The organism is Bradyrhizobium sp. Y36, from assembly GCF_002531575.1.
Classification (GTDB): domain Bacteria; phylum Pseudomonadota; class Alphaproteobacteria; order Rhizobiales; family Xanthobacteraceae; genus Bradyrhizobium.
This window is the reverse complement of sequence record NZ_NWTI01000001.1, coordinates 190776-202500: the sequence shown is the minus strand read 5'-3', so window position 1 is coordinate 202500 and position 11725 is coordinate 190776. Positions and strand designations below refer to the sequence as shown.

Annotated in this window: 5 protein-coding genes, 2 tRNA genes and 2 rRNA genes (1 of these 9 running past the window's edge); 2 read left to right on the top strand and 7 right to left on the bottom strand. The window is 61.9% G+C overall.

What is annotated here, in order from left to right:
• From CO669_RS00945 to CO669_RS00930, 4 genes are all read right to left on the bottom strand, one after another.
• Nucleotides 1-188, bottom strand: a 23S ribosomal RNA gene (locus tag CO669_RS00945) (it extends 2658 nt beyond the left edge of the window).
• Nucleotides 189-588: 400 nt separating this feature from the next.
• Nucleotides 589-664: transfer RNA gene (locus CO669_RS00940), tRNA-Ala, on the bottom strand.
• Between the two features lie 33 nt (nucleotides 665-697).
• Nucleotides 698-774: transfer RNA gene (locus CO669_RS00935), tRNA-Ile, on the bottom strand.
• Between the two features lie 188 nt (nucleotides 775-962).
• Nucleotides 963-2451: ribosomal RNA gene (locus CO669_RS00930) — 16S ribosomal RNA — on the bottom strand.
• The 16S and 23S rRNA genes sit together here with 2 tRNA genes alongside, the layout of an rRNA operon.
• Nucleotides 2452-3573: 1122 nt before the next feature.
• Between CO669_RS00930 and CO669_RS00925 the strand changes: the two genes are divergently transcribed.
• A complete protein-coding gene (locus tag CO669_RS00925; RefSeq protein WP_097657333.1) occupies nucleotides 3574-5637 on the top strand; it encodes a M23 family metallopeptidase in 2064 nt (687 codons plus the stop codon).
• Nucleotides 5638-5789: 152 nt separating this feature from the next.
• Nucleotides 5790-7409 (top strand): SMP-30/gluconolactonase/LRE family protein, encoded by a 1620-nt coding sequence (locus tag CO669_RS00920; RefSeq protein ID WP_097657332.1) that lies wholly within the window; start codon nucleotides 5790-5792, stop codon nucleotides 7407-7409.
• A 175-nt stretch (nucleotides 7410-7584) separates the two neighbouring features.
• On the opposite strand, the gene CO669_RS35565 is transcribed toward CO669_RS00920, so the two are convergent.
• The 3 genes from CO669_RS35565 to clpB all read right to left on the bottom strand — a co-directional run bounded on the left by CO669_RS35565 (nucleotide 7585) and on the right by clpB (nucleotide 11585).
• Nucleotides 7585-7731, bottom strand: a complete 147-nt coding sequence (locus tag CO669_RS35565) for a hypothetical protein (protein ID WP_158228729.1) — start codon at nucleotides 7729-7731, stop codon at nucleotides 7585-7587.
• 9 nt (nucleotides 7732-7740) lie between these two features.
• Nucleotides 7741-8625, bottom strand: coding sequence for a hypothetical protein (locus tag CO669_RS00915; RefSeq protein ID WP_097657331.1), 885 nt, complete (start codon nucleotides 8623-8625; stop codon nucleotides 7741-7743).
• A gap of 308 nt (nucleotides 8626-8933) precedes the next feature.
• Nucleotides 8934-11585 (bottom strand): ATP-dependent chaperone ClpB, encoded by a 2652-nt coding sequence (clpB, locus tag CO669_RS00910; protein ID WP_097657330.1) that lies wholly within the window; start codon nucleotides 11583-11585, stop codon nucleotides 8934-8936.
• Between the last annotated feature and the right edge of the window lie 140 nt (nucleotides 11586-11725).

Here is an 11725-nt window from a genome sequence, read left to right as displayed (position 1 = left end):
CGATCATTTCTGGTCGAACACCAAGACACAAGGTCTTGGAGTTCCGGCTATCGAAGGTGGGTTTCCCCATTCGGAAATCCGCGGATCAAAGCTTCTTCGCAGCTCCCCACGGCTTATCGCAGCGTAGCACGTCCTTCATCGCCTCTCAGCGCCAAGGCATCCACCGAACACCCTTAAGGCACTTGATTGCTCTCATTATCAATGTCCACACACTCGGCAGAATGTTGTCTGCACGATTGCCAAGAAACCGAAGTCTCTAAGGCGCGCACCCTCGATGAATGCTACGTACAGCCGGACATTGACTAGAAAGACCAGCTTGCTTCGTAAGATCGTTCCGATAGCGAGGCGGTCAAGCTTCGCTAAAAGGATCATTTTACAACTCTCAGCCAACCTTGCGGTCAGCGTCGAGCGCCGAAAATGATCCGGAGATAATGAAGGATCCGCGCAACAACCTGCTGCACGACCCAACTCGGATCGATCTCCTCTTTACGATGTCAGAAAACACGCATCTTGCTGTCTATCCAGACTAGCAGGATGCGAAGTGATGTTTCGCGGACGACGGTACAAGATCTCGGTGATCAAACCATCTGGTGGAGCCAGACGGGATCGAACCGACGACCTCATGCTTGCAAAGCACGCGCTCTCCCAGCTGAGCTATGGCCCCGTAACCAGAAGACGAATGCTCACTCGATGAAAGTGGTGGGCCTGGGAAGACTTGAACTTCCGACCTCACGCTTATCAAGCGCGCGCTCTAACCAACTGAGCTACAAGCCCCTAACGCTTATCCTGTTAAGGACCAGGGATTCTGCATGCTTGCAGCCCCAGCGCGTGTTCGTCCGCGAAGAAAGAGAAACGAAGACGGCGAAATCCCGCCAATGCAGCTCAACGATCTGGCGATCTGTTGGCCACTGATGTTTCTAAAACAGCTCGATAGAAGCAAGCTTCTGAAGAGCCATCCTTAGAAAGGAGGTGATCCAGCCGCAGGTTCCCCTACGGCTACCTTGTTACGACTTCACCCCAGTCGCTGACCCTACCGTGGCCGGCTGCCTCCCTTGCGGGTTAGCGCACCGTCTTCAGGTAAAACCAACTCCCATGGTGTGACGGGCGGTGTGTACAAGGCCCGGGAACGTATTCACCGTGGCGTGCTGATCCACGATTACTAGCGATTCCAACTTCATGGGCTCGAGTTGCAGAGCCCAATCCGAACTGAGACGGCTTTTTGAGATTTGCGAAGGGTCGCCCCTTAGCATCCCATTGTCACCGCCATTGTAGCACGTGTGTAGCCCAGCCCGTAAGGGCCATGAGGACTTGACGTCATCCCCACCTTCCTCGCGGCTTATCACCGGCAGTCTCCTTAGAGTGCTCAACTAAATGGTAGCAACTAAGGACGGGGGTTGCGCTCGTTGCGGGACTTAACCCAACATCTCACGACACGAGCTGACGACAGCCATGCAGCACCTGTGCTCCAGGCTCCGAAGAGAGGGTCACATCTCTGCGACCGGTCCTGGACATGTCAAGGGCTGGTAAGGTTCTGCGCGTTGCGTCGAATTAAACCACATGCTCCACCGCTTGTGCGGGCCCCCGTCAATTCCTTTGAGTTTTAATCTTGCGACCGTACTCCCCAGGCGGAATGCTTAAAGCGTTAGCTGCGCCACTAGTGAGTAAACCCACTAACGGCTGGCATTCATCGTTTACGGCGTGGACTACCAGGGTATCTAATCCTGTTTGCTCCCCACGCTTTCGTGCCTCAGCGTCAGTATCGGGCCAGTGAGCCGCCTTCGCCACTGGTGTTCTTGCGAATATCTACGAATTTCACCTCTACACTCGCAGTTCCACTCACCTCTCCCGAACTCAAGATCTTCAGTATCAAAGGCAGTTCTGGAGTTGAGCTCCAGGATTTCACCCCTGACTTAAAGACCCGCCTACGCACCCTTTACGCCCAGTGATTCCGAGCAACGCTAGCCCCCTTCGTATTACCGCGGCTGCTGGCACGAAGTTAGCCGGGGCTTATTCTTGCGGTACCGTCATTATCTTCCCGCACAAAAGAGCTTTACAACCCTAGGGCCTTCATCACTCACGCGGCATGGCTGGATCAGGGTTGCCCCCATTGTCCAATATTCCCCACTGCTGCCTCCCGTAGGAGTTTGGGCCGTGTCTCAGTCCCAATGTGGCTGATCATCCTCTCAGACCAGCTACTGATCGTCGCCTTGGTAGGCCATTACCCTACCAACTAGCTAATCAGACGCGGGCCGATCTTTCGGCGATAAATCTTTCCCCGTAAGGGCTTATCCGGTATTAGCACAAGTTTCCCTGTGTTGTTCCGAACCAAAAGGTACGTTCCCACGCGTTACTCACCCGTCTGCCGCTGACGTATTGCTACGCCCGCTCGACTTGCATGTGTTAAGCCTGCCGCCAGCGTTCGCTCTGAGCCAGGATCAAACTCTCAAGTTGGACTTGAACTTTGAACCGGCTGATCACAACGTTTGACGAGGTCCCACCATTATCGACCGAAGTCGATGTGCTGCCTGCGATTCACATCGCGGGCAACGATGGTGTTTCCTTTAAAACGTGTACCGCCGAAGTCTTTCGTCCGGTCCCGATCCAAAAAGCCGAAGCTCTTCAGAAGCGAGACCCGCAAGGACTCCGCCGTCCACGTTTCTCTTTCTTCATCTTCACTTGTCAAACAGCCCGGGACCGGAGAGGTCCCAACCTTCCCGAGAGGAAGGGTTCCGACACCCTTACCGACGATGGATGAACTCCAACCGACTTGTGTCGGCTGTTGTGTCACTCAACAAGGTGAGGAGCATCAGTGGCGCGTTCGCTCGCCTTGGTCAGTGACCCGGCGGCGCCGCGCTCAGTGGTTGGGGTTATAGGCCCCACCTTCCGGGCTGTCAACGCCAATCGTCAACAAATCGTCGCACAGTGGATCGCCGAAAAAATTCAAGCGATTCCAATCGATTAGCGGCCCGCAGAATGCGGCAGCCGGGCTCACGCGGTAAAAAATCTGAAAAAAAGTTTGCGCACCCGCGCCCTCCGGAGGGCTCTCCAGGCCCCCTCCTGGACCCCCTCCCCGGCGTCCTTCCAGACGCCCCAGCCGGCCCGGGCGGGCAGGCCCCTTCCCCGGCCTGGCCATCTCCAGCGAGCCGCGCCCTACGCTTGAGGGAGCACCCACTCCCGTTCGGGGCCGGGCTGCCCCCGTAGTCAGACGGGGCCGTCTTGCGGCCGCCGGTTCAGGAAACTTTTTCCATGACAGGCGCCGTACTTGAGCCACAATCCCGCGGCGTTCTGATAAGAGACAAGCTTGAATCGCGGGGAAGCCAGTGGGGGCTGCCGGCGGTTTTCATGGGGTCAGAGGAAGGCGATCTTGCAGATGACGCGGCCTTCCCCGGACATTCGAGAGACATCGAGAGAGCTTTTTCCGTCCAGCTGTTCGTAATTTCGGCCGGTCCCCGTCGGGGACCTCCTGAGCGCGGACGCCTGTGCGGCTTGCCTTTTTCCGGCGATGCCCCTTCAAGAGGGCGACGAGGACGAGGTTTGGACCGGGCTTCTTGGGTCGTTGATTGGGGGACTTGAGTGAACCACAGGACGTCACGCGGCGCTTACGGGCGTGAGACCGGGATCATCGATCTCGGCCACGAGCCGCCGCTGTCCGTCGACGGTTCCGAGGCCGCCGTGATCGACCGCCGCCGCGTTTCGGTGCAGTGGTTCAGCGGGACAATTTTGACCGGACTCTGCGGCGCAGCCCTGATCGGCGGCGCCGTTTTCGCATCGCTCGACGGCGAAATGACCTTCGCCAAGGTGCCGGAGCGGGTCGAGGGTGCGCTGCGCGGGGCATTCGGCGCCGCCGATCGCGCCGCCACGCTGCACAAGAGCGACCGCCTGCCGCCGCCGAGCGAATCCACGGCCTCCCGCAACATCGTGCGCGTCTCCACCGTCGCCCGCGTCGGCAACCGCGACGTGATGCGGGTGCGTCCCTTCGTGCGGATCGCCGGCAATCTGTCGATGACCACGAGCGATCTGTCGGCGAAGATTCCGCCGTTCAACGCCCAGCGCCTGCTCACCGATGTCGGCTCCGACCCGAAGACGGCGGCGGAAGACCCGAACAATCCGGAAGCGGTCGAGCCCGACGCGGAAGTCTCCTTCGTCACCAAGGACCTCTCGTCGGTGCTGCCGAAGGCCAAGATCTCCGCCGTGGTGGCGCTCGACGACATCCTGATGCGGGTGCGCGATGCCGCCAATTGGCGCGGCAATGGCGGGGTGCGCTACGCCTCGCTCGCCAATGCCGCCGCCGACATTTCCGGCGCGACCGGCCCCTCCGACATCAGAACCGCCTACGCTCCCGAGGCCTCGCCCTCCGATCCCTATGCCGGCTTCGAGACGCGCGTGGTGCCGGAAAACGTGACGCTGCTGCCCAAGACCAAGGAGCAGATCACCGGCGGCAATCCCAACGGCGAACGGATCCATCTGGTCAAGAAGGGCGACAGCGTCGCTTCGGTGCTGCGCGATCTCGGCGCGAACGCCGACGAGATCAAGGCGATCACCGCGACGCTCGGGCCCCGCGGCCGCGACGGCGGCCTGAAGGAAGGCGAGAAGCTCCGCATCCTGATGGCGCCCGCAAATCCCGGCGCCCGCCTCCAGCCCTACCGCGTCGTCGTCGCCAACGAGACCATGGTCGAGGCGATCGCGGCGCTGTCCGATCTCGGCAAATACGTCGCGGTCGACGTCTCCAGCATGAACACCGTCGCCGACGCTGCGGCCAACGCGAGCAGCGACGACGATGACGACGATGACGGCTCCGGCGTGCGGCTGTACCAGAGCATCTACGAGACCGCGATGCGCAACAAGGTGCCGATGCCGGTCATCGAGGACATGATCAAGATCTACTCCTACGACGTCGATTTCCAGCGCAAGGTGCAGCCGGGCGATTCCTTCGATGTGTTCTATGCCGGCGAAGACGAGGGCGTGACGTCGAGCGAAAAGAACGACGTGCTGTTCGCCTCCCTCACGGTCGGCGGCGAGACCAAGAAATACTACCGTTACCAGAGCCCCGACGACGGCGTCGTCGACTACTATGACGAGACCGGCAAGAGCGCGAAGAAGTTCCTGGTCAGGAAGCCCGTCAACAACGCCATCATGCGCTCGGGCTTCGGCGGCCGCCGCCATCCGATCCTCGGCTATGTGAAGATGCACACCGGCGTCGACTGGGCCACCGCCTACGGCACGCCGATCTTCGCCTCCGGCAACGGCATGATCGAGAAGGTCGGCCCCGAAGGGGGCTACGGCAAGTACATCCGCATCAAGCATTCCAACGGCTACGAGACCGCCTACGGCCACATGTCGGCCTTTGCCAAAGGCATGGAGGCGGGCAAGAAGGTGCGTCAGGGCCAGGTGATCGGCTTCGTCGGCTCGACCGGCCAGTCGACCGGCCCCCACGTCCACTACGAGATCCTGGTCAACGGCCGCTTCGTCGATCCGATGCGCGTGAAGCTGCCGCGCGGCCGTTCGCTTGAAGGCCCGATGCTCGCAAGCTTCGAGAAGGAGCGCGACCGGCTCGAGGGCATGATGAGCGGCCGCGGCGGCGCCATCGCCCGCATGTCGGACGCGACCGGCGGCCCGTTGCAGGTCAGCAACCGCTGATAGCAACCGGCCGAGACCGGCCGGACATCGTCAAACACGATCCGAAATCATCGTTGTTCGCGTGAGGCTGCTTGCCAGCATCACAACGTGAAGTTTCGTTTGCCAAAGCGGCGCAAGGGGCGAATACTTTCCAAAAAACGGGAGGTCTCGCCATGAACAACAGGCTCGCCTGCGCAGCCTTCGTCGCTGCGCTTTTCGCCACCACGAGCGCATTTGCCGACAGCTGGGAGGTGACGAAGCTCGTTCCCGGCTCGGCCTTCCATGGCGTGCACGGGCTTGGCATCGACAAGGCCGGCCATCTGTTCGCCGGCAGTGTTGCCGGCGCGGCGCTCTACGAGGTCGACGTCTCGGGCGGTACCGCCAAGGTTGCAATCCCCTCTCCCGTGGGCATGGCCGACGACATCGCGTTCGCGCCAGACGGCACCATGGCCTGGACCGGATTCCTCACCGGCGATCTCTACGCGCGCAAGGGCGACGGCCCGATCAAGAAGCTGGCGAGCGGCCTTCCCGGAATCAACTCGCTCGCTTTCCGCAAGGACGGCCGGCTCTACGCCACCACCGTCTTCCTCGGCGACACGCTCTATGAGATCGACGTCGAGGGCGTGAAGCCGCCGCGCCAGATCATGGAGAAGATGGGCGGCCTCAACGGCTTCGAGTTCGGTCCCGACGACAAGCTCTACGGTCCGCTCTGGTTCAAGGGCCAGGTCGCAAGGGTCGACGTCGACAAGGCCGAGCTCACCGTCGTCGCCGACGGCTTCAAGGTCCCGGCTGCGGTGAACTTCGATTCCAAAGGCAATCTCTTCGTGGTCGACACCGCGCTCGGCCAGCTCGTCCGCGTCGATGTCAAGACGGGCGGCAAGACCATGGTCGCGCAATTGAAGCCCTCACTGGATAACCTTGCCATCGACGACAAGGACCGCATCTACGTCTCCAACATGGCCGACAACGGCATCCAGGAGGTCGATCCGGCGACCGGCCAGGCCAGGCAGGTCATCATCGGCAAGCTCGCGCTGCCGGGCGGCATCGGCGTCACCTCGGAGAACGGCAAGGATACGATCCACGTCGCCGACGTGTTCGCCTATCGCACGGTGGACGGCGCGACCGGCGAGGTCACCGAGAAGGCGCGCATGCACGCCGACGGCACGACGCTCGAATATCCCATGAGCGCGACCGCGCGGGGCAATGACGTCGTGCTGTCGAGCTGGTTCACCGGCACGGTGCAGGTGATCGACGGCAAGACCGGCGCGACGCGCGACATGCTGCACGGCTTCAAGGCGCCGCATGATGCGATCGTGCTCGCCGACGGCAGCGTCTTGGTGGCCGAGCTCGGCACCAAGTCGCTGGTCAAGGTGAGCGGCGAGCACGGCAAGGACCGCACCACGCTGATTGGCGGCCTCGAGGGCCCGGTCGGGCTGGTCCGTGGCAAGGCCGACGAAGTCTACGTCACCGAGGCTTTTGCGGGCACCGTGTCCCGGATCGACAGCAACGGCGAGAAGACCGTGGTCGCCAAGGAGCTGAAAATGCCGGAGGGCATCGCACGCGGCAGTGACGGCCTGCTGATCGTGGCGGAAGTCGGCGCCAAGCGGCTGATCGCGATCGCGCCGGAGAGCGGCACGGTCACGGAGATCGCGGCCAACCTCCCGATCGGCCTCGCGGGCGCCCCCGGCGGCCTGCCGACCAACATTCCGACCGGCGTCGGGATCGGAGCGAGCGGCGTGATCTACTTCTCATCGGACGTGGAGAACGCGATCTACAAGGTGGTGAAGAAGTAGCGACCCAACGATCGTAACCGCGATAAAGCATGCCAACAACAAGATCATCGCCCCGACGCACCGTTCACGCAGCGATGTAGTCGAGATTGATGGAAGAAAGGAGCGCCCGTCCTGATCACCCGCCGCAAAAGGCAGGCGACAGGATCTGTCGCAGATTGTAGCTCCGTCGCCGGCGCTAGTCGGGGAACGTTCCTTCGAGATTGTACGTCCCGTTTGGCTGCTTATCCTTTTTCAACTCGGTCGCTCCAAGAGCTTTGAAGGCCTCCTCGACGTCGTCGATTTCGTCGGCCGGTATGTTCTTAGCCAGTAGCTGCTTCGTCATATCGTCCTCCTAAGCGCAATAACCAGCGATTCTTGCTTTTTGCATAAGATCTTCAGCGGCCGCCGGCGCTTTACCACCGAGCAACACCGCGAAACCTGCACTACTGGGTTGAGGCATCAGAGCGAGCAACCGCGACTTCTGCACTGCTACTGTTACCCCAGTTGGCGGATGCAACAAACACGAACGCAGTGCTCGCCCAGTCGACGTCGACACATACGTGAACTCGATTCTATCCTGCTTCAACAATTCAGCGAGTTCAGCCTGTGCTCCCAAAGTTGCCGACGTACCCAACAGGCCACCAGTGAATGTGCCAGCGCGATAGTATTCTTCCAAATCGTTGAGAGCCATGGCCAAAGGATAATCGGCAGTTGAGGCCTTCATTCCTAGAAACATTCGCTGCGCAACAACCGATCGCTGCGTTCGCATTTGCGTCTGAATCCATTGGACGCTATGGGCAAATAGCACATCATTGTCATAGGCGGCGCGAGTACCAGTAGCCACCCCCGCCAGTCCGGTTAGAATATTTTTTGTGGCGACCGGCGCAATCAACGTGGACGCGGTAGTCAGACCGAGTGTGGTCGCCGCCGCCCCAAATCCCACGGCCTGTCGCTCCTTTGTGAGCTCAGCCTCGTACTCGGTGTATTGGATGTCGATCGCATACATGCGCGCAGCGAGCCAGTCGTTGCGATACTTTACGCGCAAGGGTTCATCCGATTGTGCATATTTGGCTAAGCTCAACTGAGCGAGACTATCTCGTATGATCTGGGTCTCGTCTTGAACCCGATAGAGACGAGAAGGGCCGTCTGCCGTGTTACATCCGGCGACTAGCAATCCAGGCAAGAACACGCCGGCAATCGCCTGCCCTACACGACGCAACGCCCCCACGCTACGCATCTCACGCCCCCTTAAACTCCCCGTTAAGGATTGTGGCGGCGATGTGACGAGTTGTTCAAGAAGAATCGCACAGCCAGAGCGATAAAGCGCTTGCCGTGTTTCATTTGCACAACACTCCTTTTGCGTGCAGCGCACCAAAATTGTAGATAGCGTGCATATGTCGGGGAGGCTGCACCAAAGCGCTTGCGCACGCCCGAGAACGGGGCTCCGGCATCTGCACTCAACTCGCCAACGGCCCCACAAAAAATCGCCCCGGAGAGGTTGGCCTCTCCGGGGCGATCATCGTTTCAGGCCTCGAACGGCCGCGTTCAGTTCAGCTTGCGCTTCGCCGCCGGCGCCTCGAACTGGGTGATCTCGGCGGTCTGCGGCGCCTTGCCGTTGAAGGTCAGCACGTTGCCTTCGGACGAGATCGCGACGCTGTCGCCGTCCCTGACGTCGCCGGCGAGGATCATCTCGGCGAGCGGGTCCTGGACGTGACGCTGGATCACGCGCTTCAGCGGCCTTGCGCCGTAGGCGGGGTCCCAACCCTTGGCAGCGAGCCAGTCGCGGCCGGCGGCATCGAGTGTCAGCACGATCTTGCGGTCCGTCAGCAGCTTCTGCAGCCGCGAGAACTGGATCTCGACGATCCGGCCCATCTCGCTGCGCTGCAGGCGGTGGAACAGGATGATCTCGTCGACCCGGTTGAGGAATTCGGGGCGGAAGTGCCCGCGCACCATCCCCATCACCTGCTCGCGCACGGCCGAGGTGTCCTCGCCCTCCGGCTGGTTCACCAGATACTCCGAACCGAGGTTCGAGGTCATGATGATCAGCGTGTTGCGGAAGTCGACCGTGCGGCCCTGGCCGTCGGTCAAGCGGCCGTCGTCGAGCACCTGCAACAGGACGTTGAAGACGTCGGGATGCGCCTTCTCGATCTCGTCGAACAGCACGACCTGATAAGGCCGGCGCCGCACCGCCTCGGTGAGCGCACCGCCCTCGTCATAGCCGACATAGCCCGGAGGCGCGCCGATCAGGCGCGAGACCGAGTGCTTCTCCATGTACTCGGACATGTCGAGGCGAACCATCGCGGTCTCGTCGTTGAACAGGTACTCCGCCAAAGCTTTCGTCAGCTCGGTCTTGCCGACGCCGGTCGGCCCCAAGAACATGAACGAGCCGGTGGGACGGTGCGGGTCCTGCAGGCCCGCGCGCGAGCGGCGCACGGCGGTCGCAACCGCACGCACGGCCTCGGCCTGGCCGACGACGCGGGTGCCGAGCTGCTCCTCCATCTTCAGGAGCTTTTCCTTCTCGCCTTCCAGCATCTTGTCGACGGGCACGCCGGTCCAGCGCGAGACCACCTGCGCGATGTGGTTGGCGGTGACCGCCTCCTCCACCATCTCGCCGGAGTTCTGCTTCGAGTCGTCCTTGGCCTCGATATCGGCAAGCTGCTTCTCGAGCTGCGGGATCCGGCCATAGGCCAGCTCGCCCGCCTTCTGGAATTCGCCGCGCCGCTGCGCATTGGCCAGTTCGACCCGCAAGCCGTCGAGCTCGGCCTTCAGCTTCTGGGCATCGGAGAGCTTGTTCTTCTCCGCGCTCCAGCGCGCCGTCAGCGCCGCCGACTTCTCCTCGAGCTCGGCAAGGTCCTTTTCCAGGGTCTGGAGCCGGGACTTGGAGCCGGGATCGCTCTCCTTCTTCAGAGCCTCCTGCTCGATCTTGAGCCGGATGATCTCACGGTCGAGCGAGTCCAGCTCTTCCGGCTTGGAGTCGACCTGCATCTTCAGCCGCGCCGCGGCCTCGTCCATGAGGTCGATCGCCTTGTCCGGCAGGAAGCGGTCGGTGATGTAGCGGTTCGACAGGGTCGTCGCCGCCACCAGCGCGGAATCGGTGATCCGCACGCCATGGTGCTGCTCGTACTTGTCCTTCAGGCCGCGCAGGATCGAGATGGTGTCCTCGACAGAGGGCTCGCTGACGAAGATCGGCTGGAAGCGCCGCGCCAGCGCGGCGTCCTTCTCGACGTGCTTCTGATATTCGTCGAGCGTGGTCGCGCCGATGCAGTGCAGCTCGCCGCGGGCGAGCGCCGGCTTGAGCAGGTTGGAGGCGTCCATCGCACCGTCGCCCTTGCCGGCGCCGATCAGGGTGTGCATCTCGTCGATGAACAGGATGAAGGTGCCCTCGCTCCCGGTCACTTCCTGAAGCACGGCCTTCAGCCGCTCCTCGAACTCGCCGCGATACTTTGCACCCGCAATCAGCGCACCGAGGTCGAGCGACAGCAGCTTCTTGTCCTTCAGGCTTTCGGGCACGTCGCCATTGACGATGCGCAGCGCGAGGCCTTCGGCGATGGCGGTCTTGCCGACGCCGGGCTCGCCGATCAGGACGGGATTGTTCTTGGTCCGGCGCGACAGCACCTGGATCGTGCGGCGAATCTCCTCGTCGCGGCCGATGACCGGGTCGAGCTTGCCGTCACGCGCGGCCTGGGTCAGGTCGCGGGCATATTTCTTCAGCGCGTCATAGGCGTTCTCGGCCGTCGCGCTGTCGGCCGTGCGGCCCTTGCGCAGCGCCTCGATCGCCGCATTGAGGTTCTGCGGGGTGACCCCACCCTTGTTCAGGATCGTGCCGGCCTCGCTGGTCTTCTCCAGCGTGAGTCCGAGCAGCAGCCGCTCGACGGTGACAAAACTATCGCCGGCCTTCTCGCCGGCCTTCTCAGCCGCGTCGAAGGTGCGGGCAAGCTCGGGCGCCAGATAGATCTGGCCGGCGCCGCCGCCACTGACCTTCGGCACCTTGCCGAGAGCTTCCTCGGTCGCCTTCAGAATTGCGCGGGAATTGCCGCCGGCGCGGTCGATCAGGCCGGAAGCCAGCCCTTCATTGTCGTCAAGGAGAACCTTCAACACGTGCAGGGTGGAAAACTGCTGGTGCCCCTCGCGCATCGCAAGCGACTGCGCGGACTGGATGAAGCCCCTGGAGCGTTCGGTGTATTTGTCGATATTCATCTTTTCTGTCCCTCGGCCTGCCCTCGGGGCCCTCTAAGGCACCCCAAACGGCATCTTCATTGGGTTTCCGATTACCGCATTGACGTTTCTCAACCGGTAACGGTCGTCATTGACCGACGTTGCCGCCGGCCTGAGGCAGA